The 18,202-nt window shown below is 74.0% G+C and carries 18 protein-coding genes; 11 read left to right on the forward strand and 7 right to left on the reverse strand.

Annotated elements, in window-relative coordinates:
- Positions 1–72: 72 nt before the first annotated feature.
- The 4 genes from B4U46_RS23360 to B4U46_RS23385 all read left to right on the forward strand — a co-directional run bounded on the left by B4U46_RS23360 (position 73) and on the right by B4U46_RS23385 (position 4,453).
- Complete coding sequence (locus B4U46_RS23360; RefSeq protein WP_079429649.1) at positions 73–657, forward strand: suppressor of fused domain protein; 585 nt, start codon at positions 73–75, stop codon at positions 655–657.
- Positions 658–751: 94 nt separating this feature from the next.
- On the forward strand, positions 752–1,393 hold the full coding sequence (locus B4U46_RS23365) for a DUF6758 family protein (protein WP_079429650.1): 642 nt from the start codon (positions 752–754) through the stop codon (positions 1,391–1,393).
- Between the two features lie 1,491 nt (positions 1,394–2,884).
- A complete protein-coding gene (locus B4U46_RS23380) occupies positions 2,885–3,751 on the forward strand; it encodes a PHP domain-containing protein (protein ID WP_079429652.1) in 867 nt (288 codons plus the stop codon).
- 96 nt (positions 3,752–3,847) lie between these two features.
- Positions 3,848–4,453, forward strand: a complete 606-nt coding sequence (locus B4U46_RS23385; protein WP_079429653.1) for a MarC family protein — start codon at positions 3,848–3,850, stop codon at positions 4,451–4,453.
- 60 nt (positions 4,454–4,513) lie between these two features.
- Here B4U46_RS23385 and B4U46_RS38130 read toward each other — a convergent pair whose 3' ends face one another.
- The 3 genes from B4U46_RS38130 to B4U46_RS23395 all read right to left on the reverse strand — a co-directional run bounded on the left by B4U46_RS38130 (position 4,514) and on the right by B4U46_RS23395 (position 7,723).
- Entirely contained in the window at positions 4,514–4,666 is a 153-nt protein-coding gene (locus tag B4U46_RS38130) for a hypothetical protein (protein ID WP_007266367.1), read from the reverse strand.
- 95 nt (positions 4,667–4,761) lie between these two features.
- Positions 4,762–5,622: an alpha/beta fold hydrolase gene (locus tag B4U46_RS23390; protein WP_079429654.1), complete on the reverse strand. Its 861-nt coding sequence runs from the start codon at positions 5,620–5,622 to the stop codon at positions 4,762–4,764.
- 91 nt (positions 5,623–5,713) lie between these two features.
- Entirely contained in the window at positions 5,714–7,723 is a 2,010-nt protein-coding gene (locus B4U46_RS23395; RefSeq protein WP_159402117.1) for a DEAD/DEAH box helicase, read from the reverse strand.
- A gap of 466 nt (positions 7,724–8,189) precedes the next feature.
- Here B4U46_RS23395 and B4U46_RS23400 point away from each other — a divergent pair, with 466 nt between their 5' ends.
- Entirely contained in the window at positions 8,190–8,948 is a 759-nt protein-coding gene (locus tag B4U46_RS23400; RefSeq protein ID WP_079429655.1) for a ferritin-like fold-containing protein, read from the forward strand.
- Between the two features lie 123 nt (positions 8,949–9,071).
- On the opposite strand, the gene B4U46_RS23405 is transcribed toward B4U46_RS23400, so the two are convergent.
- The 4 genes from B4U46_RS23405 to B4U46_RS23420 all read right to left on the reverse strand — a co-directional run bounded on the left by B4U46_RS23405 (position 9,072) and on the right by B4U46_RS23420 (position 10,851).
- Positions 9,072–9,374 carry a hypothetical protein gene (locus B4U46_RS23405; RefSeq protein WP_398898802.1) on the reverse strand — a complete coding sequence of 101 codons (303 nt, stop codon included), beginning with the start codon at positions 9,372–9,374 and terminating at the stop codon, positions 9,072–9,074.
- A gap of 117 nt (positions 9,375–9,491) precedes the next feature.
- A complete protein-coding gene (locus B4U46_RS23410) occupies positions 9,492–9,719 on the reverse strand; it encodes a DUF3107 domain-containing protein (RefSeq protein WP_079429656.1) in 228 nt (75 codons plus the stop codon).
- 120 nt (positions 9,720–9,839) lie between these two features.
- Positions 9,840–10,478 carry a TetR/AcrR family transcriptional regulator gene (locus B4U46_RS23415; RefSeq protein WP_007266374.1) on the reverse strand — a complete coding sequence of 213 codons (639 nt, stop codon included), beginning with the start codon at positions 10,476–10,478 and terminating at the stop codon, positions 9,840–9,842.
- A 157-nt stretch (positions 10,479–10,635) separates the two neighbouring features.
- Complete coding sequence (locus B4U46_RS23420; protein WP_079429657.1) at positions 10,636–10,851, reverse strand: hypothetical protein; 216 nt, start codon at positions 10,849–10,851, stop codon at positions 10,636–10,638.
- A gap of 131 nt (positions 10,852–10,982) precedes the next feature.
- Between B4U46_RS23420 and B4U46_RS23425 the strand changes: the two genes are divergently transcribed.
- The 6 genes from B4U46_RS23425 to B4U46_RS23450 all read left to right on the forward strand — a co-directional run bounded on the left by B4U46_RS23425 (position 10,983) and on the right by B4U46_RS23450 (position 18,139).
- The gene (locus tag B4U46_RS23425) at positions 10,983–11,978 is read left to right on the forward strand and encodes an alpha/beta fold hydrolase (protein WP_079429658.1); all 996 of its coding nucleotides are present in this window, start codon (positions 10,983–10,985) and stop codon (positions 11,976–11,978) included.
- Between the two features lie 4 nt (positions 11,979–11,982).
- On the forward strand, positions 11,983–13,359 hold the full coding sequence (locus B4U46_RS23430) for a DUF3152 domain-containing protein (protein WP_079429659.1): 1,377 nt from the start codon (positions 11,983–11,985) through the stop codon (positions 13,357–13,359).
- Between the two features lie 259 nt (positions 13,360–13,618).
- A complete protein-coding gene (locus B4U46_RS23435) occupies positions 13,619–15,271 on the forward strand; it encodes a DUF3492 domain-containing protein (RefSeq protein WP_079429660.1) in 1,653 nt (550 codons plus the stop codon).
- Positions 15,268–16,299, forward strand: a complete 1,032-nt coding sequence (locus B4U46_RS23440) for a hypothetical protein (RefSeq protein WP_123995326.1) — start codon at positions 15,268–15,270, stop codon at positions 16,297–16,299. The genes B4U46_RS23435 and B4U46_RS23440 overlap by 4 nt, the downstream gene beginning before the upstream one ends.
- Before the next feature lie 80 nt (positions 16,300–16,379).
- On the forward strand, positions 16,380–17,396 hold the full coding sequence (locus tag B4U46_RS23445) for an NAD-dependent epimerase/dehydratase family protein (protein ID WP_079429661.1): 1,017 nt from the start codon (positions 16,380–16,382) through the stop codon (positions 17,394–17,396).
- On the forward strand, positions 17,384–18,139 hold the full coding sequence (locus B4U46_RS23450; protein ID WP_079429662.1) for a spherulation-specific family 4 protein: 756 nt from the start codon (positions 17,384–17,386) through the stop codon (positions 18,137–18,139). The genes B4U46_RS23445 and B4U46_RS23450 overlap by 13 nt, the downstream gene beginning before the upstream one ends.
- The last annotated feature ends 63 nt before the right edge of the window (positions 18,140–18,202 follow it).

An 18,202-nucleotide genomic window follows, 5' to 3' on the forward strand; every position in this document is an offset into this window, starting at 1 on the left:
GTCAACACTATCAGCCGACGGATGGTCAAACGCCGGTCTTTACCCGCCGGATAGGAGTTCTATGCTCCCTCCATGGCAGAAATTCCGGCCCTCGTCGAAGCCCGGCTGCGCAGCGCGTTCGGCGAACCCGACGCCCGCGCCGCCGTCACCTTCCTGGGCACCGACCGCATCGAGGTCCTCCGCTTCACCGAGGGCGACCTCGTGCGGTACGCGACCCTCGGCATGTCCGCGCACCCCATGACCGACCCCACCGCCGTGGTCGCCGACCCGGTGCGCGGGCCGCGCGCCGAGCTGGTGCTGACGGTACGGGCGGGGCTCGCGCCCACCGACAAGGTGCTGCGGCCCCTCGCGGTGCTGGCGGCCTCGCCGGTGGTCGAGGGGCTGGTCGTGGCCCCCGGCGCCTCCCTCGACGTGGGCGAACCGCTGTGGGAGGGGGCACCGTTCACCTCGGTCCTCGTCGCGGAGCCGGGCGGACTGGTCGAGGACCTGGAACTGGACGAGCCGATGGACCCCGTCCGCTTCCTGCCGCTGCTGCCGATGACGGCGAACGAGGCCGCCTGGAAGAGGGTGCACGGCGCGGCCGCCCTCCAGGAGCGCTGGCTCGCGCGCGGCACGGATCTGCGGGACCCTCTGCGTACGGCCGTCGCACTGGACTGAGCCTGGACCGAGCGCGGCACCTGCGGGCACGCACGCCATCCGGACGGGTGATCGCGTCTTGACGGGGCGCCGGGCGGGGAGGAGCGTGCTTCCTATGAGGGGCGAACCGAGTTGCCCGAAGTGTGGTGGCCGGGTCCGCGCGCCCGGTCTCTTCTCCGACTCCTGGCAGTGCGCCGTGCACGGCCCCGTCCACCCGCTGCAGCCCGTCATCCCGCCCAGCGTGGAGGGCCTGGGCGTGGTGGCGAACCGGTCCAAGGTGCCGGTGTGGATGCCCTGGCCGCTGCCGGTGGGCTGGCTGTTCACCGGGGTGGCGTCCGCCGGTGACGACCGGACCGGCGGCCGGGCCACGGTCGTGGCCTGCACCGGCCCCGGCCCGCTGGGCGGCCTGGGCGAGCTGCTGCTGGTCTCCGAGGAACTCGGCGTCGGCCTCGGCGCCCGCTTCGCGGGCATCGACGGCCCCGACCCCGGCACGGGCCTCGACGTCTCGGGCCCCCCGCACGCCAAGGTCGTCGCCGACGGCAGGCCGACCCCGCTGTGGCACGTGTCGGGCGTCCCGGAGGACCGCGCCGTCTTCGCGGGCGAGGCCCGGGGCCTGTGGCTGTGGGCCATCGTCTGGCCGGAACAGTCGGGTCTCCTCATGTACGACGAACTGGTCCTGGCCGACCTCCGCGACGCGGGGGCGGAGGTGGAACTGGTGCCGTGCGGCGCACTGAGCCCCCGGATCCTGGGGCCGTGAGGCGGGCCATCGCCCCCTCGAGGGGTGGGGGCGGAGCGGCGCCTGCCCACCCACCTCGCGGCGGGACCTGACCGGGCCGGAACGAGACAGCGGACCGGGGGCGGGGAGGGCGGGGTCAGAGCCGGGCGGTCTCAGGGAGGGGTTGGGGGTTTCCCGTCAGTCTCATCGTCCTTCCGCGTCGGGCCGCCCTGTCAAGGGCGCTCCTTCGTCGCGTCGCTTCGCGATCGCCTGCGGCGACCCTTGACAGGCCGTCCCGCCGCGAAATGCCGAAGACTGCCGGGAAACCCCCAAAGGAACGGGACGGACGTATCTGAGACATCCGGCGGCATCAGCGACCAGCCGGGGAGGTCGGGGGCCGCCTCGCCAAGCATCCGGGCCGCCAGGATTGCCATCCGGGGCCGCGATCCGCGACAGATCGCTACGCGCTCCTCCCGTCTCAGCGTCTACCAGCCGCCTGGGGTCGCTGCCCGCAGGGAAGGACGACGGATTCGGCATCCGGGGCCGGTGGGCGCCACAAATCGCTACGCGCTCCCCTCTTTTCGGCGTCCGCCGACCGCATGGGGCTGCTGCCTGCACGAAATGCTGATGAGAAGGCCATCGGGCGACCTCAGGCGCGTCAGATCGCTACGCGCTCCTCATTTCTCGGCGGCTGATGGCCGTCTTGGGCCGGGATGCTCTGCGGATAGGCTTTTGGTGCCGTCGCCAGCCCCAGACGGCCGTCGGACGCCGGAATTCGAGGAGCGCGTAGCGATCTGACGCGCCCCAGAGCCCGGATGCTGCTCTGTTCGTCATTTCGTGCAGGTATCAGCCCCAGGCAGCCGCCGGACGCCGAAAACACAGGAGCGCGTAGCGATTTGGCGCGCCTGGCGGCTTCGGATGCCAATTCCGTCGGCTTTTGGTGCGGGCAGCGGCCCCAGACGGGTCGCGGACGCCGAAATCAGAGGAGCGCGTAGCGATTTGATGCGCCCACCGGCCCCGAATGCCACTCCCATCGTCCTTTGGTGCGGGCAGCGGCCCCAGGCGGTCGTCGGACGCTGAGAAATGAGGAGCGCGTAGCGATCTGTCGCGAATCGCGGCCCCGTTTGACACTCCTGGCGGCCCGGATGCTTGGCGAGGCGGCCCCCGACGACCCCGAAGGGTCGCTGATCCCGCGTATGTCCATCGATGGACCGTGCCGTCCTTTTGGGGGTTTCCCGGCAGTCTTCGGCATTGCGCGGCGGGACGGCCTGTCAAGGGTCGCCGCAGGCGATCGCGAAGCGACGCGACGAAGGAGCGCCCTTGACAGGGTGGCCCGACGCGGAAGGACGATGAGACTGACGGGAAAGCCCCAAGGCTGCTCTGAGACCGCCGAGTGTGGCCCCGCCCACCCCCGGCACCGGTCCGCTGTCCCGTTCCGACCCCGCCCCACCCCCCGAGCCGGGGGGCTTGCCATGGCGTGGCACGGGTACCCTGGAGTGTCCCCCTCGTCCGTTCGAACCCTGGAGCCCGGCTGTGCGCATCGACCTGCACGCCCACTCCACGGCTTCCGACGGGACCGACACCCCCGCCGAGCTGGTGCGCAATGCCGCCGCGGCCGGGCTGGACGTGGTCGCGCTGACCGACCACGACACCGTCGGGGGATACGCCGAGGCCATCGCGGCCGTGCCGCAGGGCCTCACGCTGGTCACCGGGGCCGAGTTGTCCTGCCGGCTCGACGGGGTCGGGCTGCACATGCTGGCCTACCTCTTCGACCCGCAGGAGCCCGAGCTCGCCCGTGAGCGGGAGCTCGTGCGTGACGACCGCACCCCGCGCGCCCAGGCCATGATCGGCAAGCTCCAGGAGCTCGGTGTCGGTGTGACCTGGGAGCAGGTGGCCCGGATCGCCGGGAACGGCTCCGTCGGGCGGCCGCACATCGCGACCGCCATGGTTGAGCTGGGGGTCGTCCCCACCGTCTCCGACGCGTTCACCGCGGACTGGCTCGCCGACGGCGGCCGCGCGTACGCCGAGAAGCACGAGCTGGACCCCTTCGACGCCATCCGCCTGGTCAAGGCGGCCGGCGGGGTCACCGTCTTCGCGCACCCCGCCGCCGTCAAGCGCGGCGTCTGCGTGCCCGAGGAGGCGATAGCCGCCCTCGCGGCCGCGGGCCTGGACGGCATCGAGGTGGACCACATGGACCACGACACCGACACCCGCGCGCGCCTGCGCGGACTGGCCGGGGACCTCGGTCTGCTGACCACCGGTTCCAGCGACTACCACGGCAGCCGCAAGACCTGCCGTCTCGGGGAGTACACCACCGACCCCGAGATCTACGGCGAGATCACGCGCCGGGCCACGGGGGCCTTCCCCGTGCCGGGCGCCGGCGGAGTCACCCGCGCCTGAGCGTCGCCGACCGCCGCTGAGGCAGCGGTCGCCGGGCCCGTGTGCGCCCTTCCCTCTCGCCCCTTTTCGTAACACCCCTCTATGCAAGGCATCACTGTGTTCGACTTCGCCGTCTTCGGATCCCTTTTTCTCACGCTTTTTGTGATTATGGACCCGCCGGGCATCACTCCGATCTTCCTCGCGCTGACCTCGGGACGCCCGGCCAAGGTGCAGCGCCGTATGGCCTGGCAGGCCGTCTGCGTCGCCTTCGGCGTGATCGCCACCTTCGGCATCTGCGGCCAGCAGATCCTGGACTACCTGCACGTCTCCGTCCCGGCGCTGATGATCGCCGGTGGTCTGCTGCTCCTGCTCATCGCGCTCGACCTGCTCACGGGCAAGACGGACGAGCCCAAGCAGACGAAGGACGTCAACGTCGCCCTGGTCCCGCTGGGCATGCCGCTGCTGGCCGGTCCCGGTGCGATCGTCTCCGTGATCCTGGCCGTGCAGAAGGCCGACGGGTTCGGCGGGCAGCTCTCGGTGTGGACCGCGATCGCCGCGATGCACGTGGTGCTGTGGCTGACCATGCGCTACTCGCTGGTGATCATCCGCATCATCAAGGACGGCGGTGTCGTCCTGGTCACCCGCCTCGCCGGCATGATGCTCTCGGCCATCGCCGTCCAGCAGATCATCAACGGCGTCCTCCAGGTCGTCCACGGAGCCTGACCCGCCGCCGCACATGCGAACGCCCCCGTACCGGATCGGTACGGGGGCGTTTCGGAAGCATCAGGAGGACGCACTCTCGGCCGGTCGGATCAGGATGCGCTGGCCGATGGCGGCCGCCTGCTGCACGATCCGGTTGACGGAGGCCGCGTCCACGACGGTGCTGTCCACGGCGGTTCCGTCGACATCGTCCAGGCGCAGAATCTCGAAGCGCACGGCTTCTCCCTTCGTCGGTGTTCTCCTTGCACAGGGGTCAACCAGGCGCCCTTCGGAAACATTCCCTACGCTAAGGAAATTTTTTCCTTAGCTAACTACTGCGTGGTCAAGGATCGCCAGAAGGCCGCTAGAGAAGCCGCCGTGACCTGCGGATTCTCCGCGTTGGGGGAGTGTTCGGCCCCTTCGACGACCACCCGGGAAGCGCCCAGCCGGACGGCCATCTCGTCCATCAGGGGGACCGGCCAGGCGTAGTCCACCACCCCCGACAGGACCAGCTTCGGCAGCGGGACCGCCGCCAGCTCCGCCACCCGGTCCGGCTCCGAGACCAGGACCCGGCCGGTGGTGATCAGCTGCTCCGGGACGGTGGCCAGCCAGCGGTCGCGCAGGAACGCGGCCAGCTCGGGGGAGTCGGGAACGGCGTCGGCCGGGTCCTGGGCCCGCATGGCCTCCCAGATGGCGGGCATGTCGTCACGCATCGCCTCCAGTGCCGCCACCAGGAGCTTGGTGCGCGCCTGCTGCTCCTCCGTGATCGCGGCGGGGCCGCTGCTCATCAGGGTGAGGGAGGCGAAGGGGGAGGCGTCGCGCAGGACGGCGGCGCGGGAGACGAGGCCGCCCAGGGAGTGGCCGACCAGGTGGAGGGGGCCGCGGGCGTCCAGGGCCCGGGCCTGGGCCAGGAGGTCGAGGGCCAGCTCGTGGAGCTCGTACGCGGACTCCTCGCGCGGGCCGGGGCTCTCGTGCTGACCGCGCCCGTCGACGGCGACCACCCGGAACCCGGCGGCGGCCAGGGGCTCCAGCAGGGCGATGAAGTCCTCCTTGCTGCCCGTGAACCCGGGGACCAGCAGGGCGGTGCCGTGCACGGGCTCGCCCGCCTCGTGCACGGCGAACTCGCCGCGCGAGGTGGTCAGGCGGTACGCGCGGGCGGCGGGGGGCAGGGTGAGGCGCGGCGGCTTGCTCATGGCCCGAGGCTACCGGCCCGTAGGCCCGCGTACGAGGACGGCCCCGGCCCCCTGGGAAGGGGTGCCGGGGCCGTCCTCGTACGCGTGGTGCCTAGCGGAAGCGGCGGGTCGTGCGGACCGGCTCGCTCGGCGGGGCGATCTGGAACTGCGGCTCGGAGGCCGGGGCGACCACCTTGCGGGTCCGGCGGCGCGGGGCCGCGGGAGCCTCGTCCACGATCACCACGTCCGGGATCGGGGTCGGCGCGGCCTTGCGGGTCGGAACCCGGCGCGGCCGGACCGGAGCCTCGGCGACCGGAGCATCGGCGACCGGGGCGACGGCCGCGGGGGCCTCCGCCACCGGGGCCTCCGCGACGGCGGCCTTGCGGGTCCGGGTGCGCTTCGGCTGCGCCGGAACCTCCTCGGCCACGACGGCCTCCACGACCGGGGCCTCGGCGACGGCGGCCTTGCGGGTCCGGGTGCGCTTCGGCTGGGCCGGAGCCTCCTCGGCCACGACCGGGGCCTCCGCGACGGGAGCCTCCACGACCGGCGCCTCGGCGACGGCCTTGCGGGTCCGGGTACGGCGCTGCTGGACCACCGGCGCCTCCTCGGCCACGACCGGCGCCTCGGCCACGGGGGCCTCGACGACCGGCGCCGCCACGAGCGGGGCCTCGGCCTCGTTCACCGCGGCGACGGCCGCGGCCGTCAGCCGGGTGCGGCGGCGGCGCGGGCGGCGCGCCTCGTCGGCGGGCGCCTCGGCGGCCGGGGACGCCACGGCGGCGGCCTCGACCTCGGCGCCCAGCTCCGACCCACCGCGGGTGCGGCGGCGCTGGCGCGGCGTACGGGTCCGGGCGGGACGCTCCTCGGCCGGAGCGGCGGCGGCGCGGCCGCCACGGCCACCGCGCCCGCCGGTCTCGCCCAGGTCCTCCAGCTCCTCGGCCTTCAGGCCGGCCCGCGTGCGCTCGGCGCGCGGCAGGATGCCCTTGGTGCCGGCCGGGATGCCCAGCTCCTCGAAGAGGTGCGGCGAGGTGGAGTACGTCTCGACCGGGTCGTGGAAGTCCAGCTCCAGCGCCTTGTTGATCAGCTGCCAGCGCGGGATGTCGTCCCAGTCGACCAGGGTGACGGCAGTGCCCTTGTTGCCCGCGCGGCCGGTGCGGCCCACGCGGTGCAGGAAGGTCTTCTCGTCCTCCGGCGTCTGGTAGTTGATGACGTGCGTGACGCCCTCGACGTCGATGCCGCGCGCGGCGACGTCGGTGCACACCAGCACGTCGACCTTGCCGTTGCGGAAGGCGCGCAGCGCCTGCTCGCGGGCGCCCTGGCCCAGGTCGCCGTGGACGGCGCCGGAGGCGAAGCCGCGCCGCTCCAGCTGCTCGGCGATGTCGGCGGCCGTGCGCTTGGTACGGCAGAAGATCATCGCGAGCCCGCGGCCGTCGGCCTGGAGGATGCGGGAGACGAGCTCCGGCTTGTCCATGTTGTGCGCGCGGAAGACGTGCTGCTTGATGTTGGCGACGGTCGCGCCCTCGCCGTCCTCGGAGACGGCGCGGATGTGCGTCGGCTGCGACATGTAGCGGCGGGCGAGGCCGATGACGGCGCCCGGCATGGTCGCCGAGAACAGCATCGTCTGGCGCTTGGCCGGCAGCAGGTTCATGATCTTCTCGACGTCGGGCAGGAAGCCCAGGTCGAGCATCTCGTCGGCCTCGTCCAGGACGAGGGCCTTGACGCGGGACAGGTCGAGCTTCTTCTGCCCGGCCAGGTCCAGCAGGCGGCCCGGGGTGCCGACGATCACGTCGACGCCCTTCTGGAGCGCCTCGACCTGGGGCTCGTACGCGCGGCCGCCGTATATGGCGAGGACGCGGACGTTGCGGACCTTGCCCGCGGTGAGCAGGTCGTTGGTGACCTGGGTGCACAGCTCGCGGGTGGGAACCACCACGAGCGCCTGCGGTGCGTCGGTCAGCTGCTCGGGCGTGGCCCGGCCGGCCTCGACGTCCGCGGGGACGACGACCCGCTCCAGCAGCGGAAGGCCGAAACCGAGCGTCTTGCCGGTTCCGGTCTTCGCCTGGCCGATGACGTCCGTGCCGGAGAGGGCGACGGGGAGGGTCATCTCCTGGATCGGGAAGGGGGACACGATGCCGACGGCTTCCAGGGCCTCGGCGGTCTCGGGGAAGATCCCGAGTTCTCGGAACGTAGTCAGGGTGCTGCCTCTTCTGTGAGACGCGGCGCGAGGCGGCGAGGGGGGTCCTACCGTGCCGGGCTTGCGGTACTGCGCCCACCCGGGGTTCGGGCGGGTCGTACGAAGCTGCGCGGGACCACTGCCATCGCTCAGGCTCTCGTGCCGCTGAGGGGGCCCCTCGTGGAGGCGGTACGCATGTGCGCACTGCCCGCGCCGAGGGCGGTCGGGTGGAGCCGATCGGGCCACCGACCGGGCATCCTCATTCGGATGGCCCGCCGAGTATTCGGCAGGCGCATTACCACTGTACCCCGGAATCGCGCAGGTGTGTCGGGTGAATTCACCAGGTAAGCGGGTTTACACGGAGCGGGAGCATGGTGGAGTGGTGACTTGTCCCGCCTTTCGGCGGGCTATTGTGCGGAGCATGTCGACCGTTGAAAACGCATCTCCCGCCGACGAGAACGCCCAGGCCGGGGCGCAGGGCATCGCCGCCCAGGACTGGGCGACCGCCTCCGCCTCCCCGCAGTACCGGGCCGCCGTCGTGGACCTCCTCGGCGCGCTGGCGTACGGGGAGCTCGCGGCCTTCGAGCGCCTGGCGGAGGACGCGAAGCTCGCGCCCACCCTCGGCGACAAGGCCGAGCTGGCGAAGATGGCCTCCGCCGAGTTCCACCACTTCGAGCGGCTGCGCGACCGGCTCGCCGCGATCGACGCCGAGCCGACGGCCGCGATGGAGCCCTTCGCCAAGGGCGTGGACGACTTCCACCGCCAGACCGCCCCCTCCGACTGGCTGGAGGGCCTGGTCAAGGCATACGTCGGCGACTCGATCGCCAGCGACTTCTACCGCGAGGTCGCCACCCACCTCGACACCGACACCCGCGCCCTGGTCGTCGGCGTCCTCGACGACACCGGTCACGGCGGCTTCGCCGTGGAGAAGGTGCGCGCCGCGATCGAGGCCGACCCGCGCGTCGGCGGCCGGCTCGCCCTGTGGGCGCGCCGCCTGATGGGCGAGGCCCTGTCGCAGGCCCAGCGCGTGGTCGCCGAGCGCGACGCGCTGTCCACCATGCTGGTCGGCGGTGTGGACGGGATGGCGGCCGGCTTCGACCTGGCGGCCGTCGGCGAGATGTTCACCCGGATCACCAAGGCCCACACCAAGCGCATGGCCGCCCTCGGCCTCGCGGCCTAGCGCTTGGCGCTCCGCGGTACGTGGTCCGTCGGCGGCTGGTCGCGCGGTTCCCCGCGCCCCTGACGGGGGCGCGGGAGGACAGCGGTTCAGTCCCGCGCCCCGCCGTCCTCGGCCCCGCCGCTGTCAGCTCCGCGACGGAAGCGAAAACGGAGGGCGGCGCGGACCGCCGCCGCCCCCGGCCGCCGGACGCAGCAGCAGGGACAGCACGACGGCCGACACGCCGAGGCCGCCGAGCAGGGTCGCGAACAGCGTGTTGTGCCCCGGCCCCAGCGACATGTGCGTCAGATAGGCCCCGAACAGGGCGCCGGTCACCCCGCTGACCAGCACCGTTCTGGTGGAGGGCAGTCGTTTGGCGAGTACCCGCACGGCCACGCCCGCGAGGGCGAGGCCCAGCAGACCGGAGCCGACGGCCTCCATCAGCATCATCTGGTCACTCCCCTACGTCAGGGCAAACCGGGTCACTGCGGTCCTACCCGAAGCGGAAGAAGCGGAAACGGCCCGGCGGATGCATCCGCCGGGCCGATCCACTCGTACTCGAGTGCCTCAGAGAGCCCCGAAACCGACCTTGCGCTGCGCCGGCTCGCCCAGGTCGACGTACGCCAGACGGTCGGACGGCACCAGGACCTTGCGGCCCTTGACGTCGGTCAGGCTCAGCAGCGGCGCGGTGCCGGTCAGGGCCTCGGCGACGATGCCCTCCAGCTCCTCGGCGCTCAGGCCGCTCTCCAGCACGATCTCCCGGGGTGCGTGCTGCACGCCGATCTTGACCTCCACGGCTTTGTCCCTCCGACGGTCCGGTTCGCGCGATCAGCCGCGCCGTACCCGGTCCACATTAGCCCGGTGAGGGGACACGATCGGCTCGCGGCGGACACGCTCGCAGCGAACAACGGCCGGTCAGGCCTCCGTGCCGTGCAACGGGAAACCGGCGATGCCGCGCCAGGCGAGCGAGGTCAGCAGACCCACCGCCGTGTCCCGGGCGACCGGGCTCTCGCTCGACAGCCAGTACCGGGCCACGACCTGCGAGACCCCGCCCAGGCCCACGGCCAGCAGCATCGACTCGTCCTTCGACAGCCCCGTGTCCTCGGCGATCACGTCCGAGATGGCCTCCGCGCACTGCAGCGACACCCGGTCGACGCGCTCGCGCACCGCCGGCTCGTTCGTCAGGTCCGACTCGAACACCAGCCGGAACGCGCCACCCTCGTCCTCCACGTACGCGAAGTAGGCGTCCATCGTCGCCGCCACGCGCAGCTTGTTGTCACTGGTGGACTCCAGCGCCCCGCGCACCGCCTGCAGCAGGTTCTCGCAGTGCTGGTCCAGCAGCGCCAGGTAGAGGTCGAGCTTGCCGGGGAAGTGCTGGTACAGCACCGGCTTGCTGACGCCCGCCCGCTCCGCGATGTCGTCCATCGCCGCGGCGTGGTAACCCTGCGCGACGAACACCTCCTGGGCAGCGCCCAGCAACTGGTTGCGCCGGGCACGGCGCGGCAGCCGCGTACCCCGCGGACGCGCTGCCTCGGTCTGCTCGATGGCTGTCACGCCGCCTCCCACTTTCTCTAAGAACACAGTGCGCTCTGCGCCGCGCCGCCATCGTACTTTTCGGTAACCGAATCTGGTGGGTTCAAGCCGGGTTTTCTCGCTGTGCGGACGGCCTGGACGCACCCCGGACATGCTGGTCAGCGCCTGGCAGATGCTGTCAGCGGTAGTCCTCCTCGTCCAGGGGCACGACCCGGGCCTGCTCCGCGGCGTCGGCTTCAGGGGCGTCGTCCCGGTCCGCGCCGGTGAGCGGGTCGTCCTCCTCCTGCTGGACGTCGGTGAGCTGCTCGGCGGCATCCGCCTCCGGAGCCTCGGCGCCGATCGGTTCCGCGAACCGTCCCCGGAAGCTGTCCGGTTCGCCAGGGTCGACAGTCATTCCACTCCCCTCGCCTTCGCTCGTCCTCCTCTGAGCCTAGGAGGATCGGCAGCCCGCCGCCAGGCGGTCCTGTGACCGCCAACACAAGGCAACGCCGGGGGGTGAGCGTGATCGTCTCGTAACATTGGCCCATGTCTTCGACCGAGCTGCCGGGCGTACGGTCCACCGCCGAGCCGACCTCCCAGGTGGGAGCCGTCCGGGTGGCCGAAGGGGAGGGCCTGCGCACCGTCGCGCTGCCGGGCCTGGAGATGAACGTACGTTTCCGGCCACCGCTGCGGGAGGGTCTGCCGCCCGCGCTGTTCGTGCACGGCCTCGGCGGCTCCTCCCAGAACTGGTCCGCGCTCATGGAGCAGCTCGCCGACAGCGTCGACGGCGAAGCGGTCGACCTGCCCGGCTTCGGCTGGTCCCCGCCGCCCGCCGACCGCGACTACTCGGTCACCGCCCTGGCCCGCGCCGTCATCCGCCACCTCGACGCCGCCGGCCGCGGCCCCGTGCACCTGTTCGGCAACTCCCTCGGCGGCGCCGTCTCCACCCGCGTGGCCGCCGTCCGCCCCGACCTCGTACGCACCCTCACGCTGGTCTCGCCCGCACTGCCCGAGTTGCGCGTGCAGAGCTCGGCCGTGCCCACCGCCCTGCTCGCCCTGCCCGGCGTGCCCGCCCTCTTCGGGCGCCTCACCCGGCACCTGACGGCCGAACAGCGCACCCGGGGGGTGACGGACCTCTGTTACGGAGACCCCTCACGGGTGACACCGGAAGGCTTCGCCCACGCCGTCGAGGAGATGGAACGGCGCCTGGCCCTGCCGTACTTCTGGGAGGCGATGAGCCGCTCCTCGCGCGGGATCGTCGACGCCTACACCCTCGGCGGGCAACACGGACTGTGGCGCCAGGCGCAGCGCGTGCTCGCGCCCACCCTGCTGGTCTACGGTGGCCGCGACCAACTGGTCTCGTACCGTATGGCGCGCAAGGCCGCCGCGGCCTTCCGGGGTTCGCGGCTGCTGACCCTGCCCGAGGCCGGGCACGTGGCGATGATGGAGTACCCCGAGGTGGTGGCCGCCGCCTTCCGGGAGCTGCTGCGCGACACCGCCGCCGGGGACACCGACCGATATACCGCAGACGGCAAGGGCTGAGCACGTGGGACGACATAGTCGCAAGACCCCCGCAGCCGCGCCCGCGCCGTCGCCGTCACCGTACGAGCCCGGCCCGGACGGGCTGTACGACCCCGGGCCCCACGAACCCGCGCCGCACGAACCCGCCCCGCACGAACCCGCGCCGCACGCTGCCGCCCCGTACGAACCCGCCCCGTACGAACCCGCCGGGTACGGCGAGCCGCGCGGGCGGCGGCGGGCCGCCGAGCCCACCGTCGTCCACCAGGGCGCCGTCCCGCCCTCCGTCCGCCCCGCCGGCCACCCCGAGCAGCGTGAGCCGGGCGGCGCCTGGGGCGCCGACCCGGCCCCCGCCGTCCGTTACGCAGACCGGCGCGGGGCCCACCGCGCCGCGGCGCCCACCGCGCCCGCGCCCCGGGACGCCGCCGCCCCGGCCTTCGCGACCCCCGCGGCCGGCTTCCCCCGCATCACCGAGGAGCCCACGGCCCCCGCCGTCGACGCCGTCACCTCCACCGGCTCGCACCGCCGCGTACCCGGCCCCCGCACCCCCGCAGCGCCCGGCGCGGACCGGCCCGGGACCGCCCGCGGCACGCGGGTGCGCCTCTACACCGGGGCCGCCGCCCTGGCCGTCACCGCCGCGCTCGCCGTGGTCGTCGCCGGCCAGGTCACCACCGAGGGCGGCCCGGCCGCCTCCGGCGCGCACGCCGCCGGCGACGACGCCCCCCAGCGGGCCGCCGGCGACAAGACCGCCTCCCGCTCCGACGGCCGCCCCACCCCCGCCTCCCCGCCGCCCGCACAGCCCGCGACGTACGAACAGCAGATGGCGCAGCAGCTGCCCATCGACGCCAGACTCACCGGCCCGGGCACCTTCGACACCGTTCCCGGCGTCGCCAAGGCGCCGGGCAAGGGCAAGGTCGTGCGCTACCGGGTCGACGTGGAACAGGGCCTCGGCATGGACCCGCAGCTCTTCGCGGAAGCCGTGCAGCGCACCCTCAACGACCCGCGCAGCTGGGCCCACGACGGGGAGATGACCTTCGAGCGGGTGCCCGAGGGCAAGGCCGACTTCGTCATCACCCTGGCCAGCCCCGGCACCACCGGCGCATGGTGCGCCAAGTCCGGACTGGACACCACGATCGACAACGTCTCCTGTGACTCCGCCAGCACCGAACGCGTGATGATCAACGCCTTCCGGTGGGGACAGGGCTCACCGACCTACGGCGCCGACCAGATGCTCGCCTACCGGCAGATGCTCATCAACCACGAGGTCGGCCACCGCCTCGGACACGGGCACGTGAGCTGCACGAAGCCGGGCTCGCTCGCGCCGATCATGCAGCAGCAGACGAAGTCCCTCGACATCGACAACATTCACTGCCTTCCCAACCCCTGGGTATATCCGGGGAATTGACCGCACCCGGCGGGGAAATGGCCGGTGCGCCGCGCGGGCAGCCGTCCGGTGACCGGCAGCGGTTCTCCGCACGTCCCGCCGAGGCCTTTCCTAGCGCGCTCGAACGCGAACCGTACGGGAAAGTTACGACTCTTCACCCCTTCCGGTGGCGCGACGGACAACCGTCCGTCGCGCCACCGGTGTATCCGCTTGAGTTCTCCCGCGGCGGGTCACCGGACCTACGGCGACCGCCAGGAACGGGAGAACGGGGGTGCCACTCGTGCGGATCGGACTGCTCAGCGAAGGTGGTTATCCGTATGCGGCCGGAGAGGCGGGGCTGTGGTGCGACCGGCTCGTGCGCGGACTCCCGCAGCACGAGTTCGAGCTCTACGCGCTGGGCCGCAGCGCCGAACAGGAGGAGCGCGGGCTGGTCCCGCTCCCCCAGCACGTCAGCCGGGTGCGTACCGCCCCGCTGTGGGCCCCCGCCGACGACGGCCGGACCCACTCGCGGCGCGAGCGGCGGCGCTTCGCCGCCTGCTTCGGGGAGCTGGTGCGCGGCATCTGCGGCGGGAGCGCGTCCGAGGCCGGCCCGGCCATGGCCGAGGCCTTCGCGGCCGGGCTGTACGGGCTCGCCGAACTGGCCCGGGAACAGGGCGGGATGTACGCGGCCCTGCGCTCGGAGACCGCCGTACGGGCCCTGGAGGCCGGCTGCCGGGCCCCGGGCGCGGGCCGGGCCGTACGGGAAGCGCGGGTCCCCGACCTGCTGGAGTTCGCCGACGAGCTGGAGCGGCTGCTGCGCCCGCTGTCCCTCGACTGGTACGGGGAGGACGGGCTCGGCGCCGTCGACGTCGGCCACGCCGCCGCCGGCGGGGCGGCCGCCGTCCCCGGGCTGCTGGCCAAACGCTTCTGCGGAGTCCCGCTGCTGGTCACCGAGTACGGGGTCCAGCTGCGCGCCCACTACCTGGACCAGGGTCCCGACGCCCCTGGCGGGCCCGGCGGCCCGGGAGGGGCCACCCGGCCCGCCGTGCGCGCCCTGCTCGCGGCCTTCCACGTCCGGCTGGCCGGGGAGATCTACGCCCGCGCCGACCTGCTGACCCCGGGCAACGCGCACGCCCGGCGCTGGCAGGAGCGGTGCGGGGCGCCCCGGGAGCGGGTGCGGACCGTGTACCCGGGGATGGAGGCGGACCGATTCGCCGCCGTCGGGGAGGACCCCGGCTGCGGGGACCCCGACACCCTGGTGTGGGTCGGGCGGGTGGAGCCGGCCAAGGACCTGATCGGCCTGCTGCACGCCTTCGCCGAGATCCGGCGGGCCGCGCCGCAGACCCGGCTGCGGATCTTCGCCACGGCCGCCGTGCCGGGGTACCTGGCCGACTGCCGGTCGCTGGCCGCGCAGCTCTTCCCCGACGAGGCCGCCGACGCGCGGACCGTCGGGGAGAACCCCGTCGGTTTCGAGGAGGTCGGCGGGCCCGAGGCGCCGTCGGCCGCCGACGCGTACGCCGCCGGGCGGATCGTGCTGCTGTCCTCGGTGATCGAGGGGTTCCCGATCAGCCTCGTCGAAGCGATGCTGTGCGGCCGGGCGACGGTGTCCACGGACGTGGGGGCCGTCTGCGAGGTCATCGGCGGCACCGGGCTGGTGGTGCCGCCGCGCAACCCGCGCGCCCTGGCCGACGCCTGTCTCGCGCTGCTCGGCGAACCGGAACGGGCCCAGCGGCTGGGGGCCGCGGCGCGGGCGCGGGCGCTGGAGCTGTTCACGGTCGAGCAGAACGTGGAGGCCTTCCGGGAGAGCTACCTGTGGCTGCTGGCCAGGGCTTCCTCGCGGGCGGAGGGGGAGGTCCCGTTCGCCCGGCCTGCCGAGGCGCGCGTTCCGGGGCACTGGACGACGCCGACCTGGAGCGTCGCCGAGCCGGCCGGAGCCGAGGAGGCGGCGGTATGACTACGTCGGACATCGCGGGTGCGGCGCCGGTGCCCGGCGGCGGGGCTGCGGCCGTGGGAGTCGGCGCGACGCCCTTGTCGGGGGCTCTGCCCGCGAGCCCCCGCGCCTCAAACGCCGGCGGGGCTGGTTTTGGCCGGCCTGCGGCCGCGCAGGTGGCGGATGGCCCCCGGGCGGTGTCGGCCGGGCGGCGGGGCGCGGATCCCGTCAAGGTGCTGCTGCACCGGCACCGGGAGCTCTGCGAGCGGGCCGTCGACGCGCTCGAGGTGGCCGCCGGACTGGAGGCGTGCGGGATCACCGACCGGACCGCCGCACGGTTCCGGCACCGGGACGTGTTCTCCCTCGCCGAGGAGCTGTACGCGCGGACCCCGCGCGGGGAGGGACCCCTCGCGGGCCCCGCCCGCGCCCCGGCCGGGCGCCGGACGGTGGCGCGGCGCTTCGGGGGCGCCCTGCTGCCCGGGGCCCTCGGGTGCGCGGCGGCCGCCGCCGGGGTGCCCGGGGCGGGGCCGGCGGCGGGGCTGCTCGCCGTCGCCGCGCTGGTGTGGCCCGGGCGGGCCGCGGGGCGGTTCCCCGGCACCGCCCACCTGCTCGCGGCCGCCGTCGCCGGCTGGGCCGTCCACCGGCACGGGCCCGCCCTCGGGCCGGCCCTCGCCCTGGCCGTCGCCCCCGGCTACCTCACCGCCGCCCTCTACGCGGCCCGGGCCCGGCGCCGCCTCGCCGGGAGCCGGGCCCTGGACGAGTTCGCCGCCGGGGCCAGGCCCCTGCTGGCCGGAGCGCTCCTGCTGTTCACCGCGGCCGCCACGGGGGCCGCCGCGCTCGCCGGAGCCGCCCCGGCGACGGCCGTACCGCTCGCGGTGCTGCTGTTCCTGGTCCGGCTCCTCCTCGGCCACGGCGCGCACCGCGCACCGGTGGCCGCGGCACTGGTGCTCGCCCTGGTCCCCGTCCCGGCCGCCGTCTACGCGGCCCTCGCGGGGCTCCTCGTACACGCCTTCCGCGCGCTGTCCCGTGCCTCCGCACACGCGCGCCCCTGACCGCCGTACCCCTATACCGACCCCACCCAACCAAGGAGAAACAGGATGACCGGCCAGCCAACCAACCGAGGGGCCGTGCGATGAGGGTGCTGCTGATCGGAGCCAACGGTTACCTCGGCCGCTACGTCGCGGACCGGCTGCTCGCCGACCCCGCCGTCCAGCTCACCGCGCTGGGCCGGGGCGACGACGCCGACGTCCGTTTCGACCTGGCCACCGGCAGTCCCGGCGCCCTCACCCGGTTCCTGGACGCCGTCCACCCGGGCGTCGTCATCAACTGCGCGGGCGCCACCCGCGGCGGAGCCCGGGAGCTCACCCGGCACAACACCGTCGCCGTCGCCACCATCTGCGAGTCCCTGCGCCGCAGCGGCTGCGGGGCCCGGCTCGTCCAGCTCGGCTGCGCCGCCGAGTACGGGCCCAGCCAGCCCGGCTCGTCCACGGCCGAGGACGCCGTGCCGAGACCCGGCGGACCGTACGGCGTCAGCAAGCTCGCCGCCACCGAGCTGGTACTGGGTTCCGGGCTGGACGCCGTCGTCCTGCGGGTGTTCTCGCCCGTCGGCCCCGGCACCCCCGCCGGGTCCCCGCTCGGCCGGCTCGCCGAGGCGATGCGGCGCGCCATGCAGTCCGGGGACGGGGAGCTCAAGCTCAGCGGGCTCGGCGTGCAGCGCGACTTCGTGGACGTACGGGACGTGGCCCGGGCCGTGCACGCCGCCTCCCTGTCCGCCGCCCAGGGCGTGGTCAACATCGGCACCGGCCGCGCGGTCCGGCTGCGCGACGCGGCGGCCGTCCTCGCCCGGGTGGCCGGATACGGGGGCGCCCTGAACGAGCTCGACGTCCCGCACGGCGGACCGCACAACGCCTCCCCGCACGGGCACCCCGGCCGCCCCCAGGGGCTGGCCGGCATCGGCTCGCCCCGCTCCGAGGCGACCGCCGAACAGCTCGCCACCGCGGCCCCCCAGCCGTACCCCTACCCCGACGGCTGCGGCGCCTGGCAGCAGGCCGACGTGCGCACCGCCCGGGACCGCCTCGGCTGGCGGCCCCGGATCAACCTGGAGGAATCCCTCGCGGACATCTGGATGGAGGCGGCGTGCCGCATCTGACCACCCCGCCCGGGGCCACGGCGGCCGCCGCGACCGAGTCCGGCCGGCTGGGCCTGGGCATCCCCGGCTACGCGCACCCGCTGCTCGCCCCGGTGGAGTGGGCGGAGCTCACCCGCCCCGGCACCCCGCTGCACTGGGCCGTGCTCAACGTCGCCGACGGCCCCGGCGGCCGCCCCGACCCGCACTGCACGGAGGCGTCGGCCCGGCTGCGCACCGCGGGCGGGACGGTCCTGGGCCGCCTCTCCCTGCGGGGCGGCACCCGTCCCTTCGGGGAGCTGGTCTCCGACGCCCACCGCTTCCGGGACTGGTACGGCGTCGGCGGCTTCTACCTGGCCGAAGCCCCCTCGGACCGGGCCGGCCTGGCCGGGGTCCGCCGGCTCACCGACGCCCTGCGCGGGCTCGGCGAGGGCCTGCGGACCGTGCTCGGACACGGCACGCACCCCTGCGAGGGCTACCTGGAGGCGGCCGACCAGCTGGTCACCTTCTCGGGGGCCTGGACCGACTACCGCTGGTCGCAGGTGGCCGAGTGGACGGCCGACCACCCGGCGGAGCGGTTCTGCCACCTCGTCCACGGCGTGCCCCGCACCCATCTGGAGGAGGCCGTCCGCATCGCCCGCTGGCAGGGGGCCGGAACCATCTGGTTCACCGACCGGCGCGCGACCCCCGACCGGGACCCGTGGGAGTCGATGCCCGCGTACTGGGACGAATTCGTCTCACGTATCGGACCGGGTGTCTCGGAATGAAGAAGGGCGTGGCAGTGTTACGGGAAGAACCACCGTTCAGACTTACCCATCTACGGAGTCCCC

Source organism: Streptomyces katrae (assembly GCF_002028425.1).
GTDB classification, from domain to species: domain Bacteria; phylum Actinomycetota; class Actinomycetes; order Streptomycetales; family Streptomycetaceae; genus Streptomyces; species Streptomyces katrae_A.

What these genes read in the sequence shown, in the direction of transcription:
- B4U46_RS23360 (WP_079429649.1), top strand. Translation starts at nt 73, where the DNA reads ATGGCAGAAATTCCGGCCCTCGTCGAAGCCCGGCTGCGCAGCGCGTTC.
- B4U46_RS23365 (WP_079429650.1), top strand. Translation starts at nt 752, where the DNA reads ATGAGGGGCGAACCGAGTTGCCCGAAGTGTGGTGGCCGGGTCCGCGCG.
- B4U46_RS23390 (WP_079429654.1), bottom strand. Translation starts at nt 5,622, where the DNA reads ATGAGCAAGCCGCCGCGCCTCACCCTGCCCCCCGCCGCCCGCGCGTAC.
- B4U46_RS23400 (WP_079429655.1), top strand. Translation starts at nt 8,190, where the DNA reads ATGTCGACCGTTGAAAACGCATCTCCCGCCGACGAGAACGCCCAGGCC.
- B4U46_RS23405 (WP_398898802.1), bottom strand. Translation starts at nt 9,374, where the DNA reads ATGATGCTGATGGAGGCCGTCGGCTCCGGTCTGCTGGGCCTCGCCCTC.
- B4U46_RS23420 (WP_079429657.1), bottom strand. Translation starts at nt 10,851, where the DNA reads ATGACTGTCGACCCTGGCGAACCGGACAGCTTCCGGGGACGGTTCGCG.
- B4U46_RS23425 (WP_079429658.1), top strand. Translation starts at nt 10,983, where the DNA reads ATGTCTTCGACCGAGCTGCCGGGCGTACGGTCCACCGCCGAGCCGACC.
- B4U46_RS23440 (WP_123995326.1), top strand. Translation starts at nt 15,268, where the DNA reads ATGACTACGTCGGACATCGCGGGTGCGGCGCCGGTGCCCGGCGGCGGG.
- B4U46_RS23445 (WP_079429661.1), top strand. Translation starts at nt 16,380, where the DNA reads ATGAGGGTGCTGCTGATCGGAGCCAACGGTTACCTCGGCCGCTACGTC.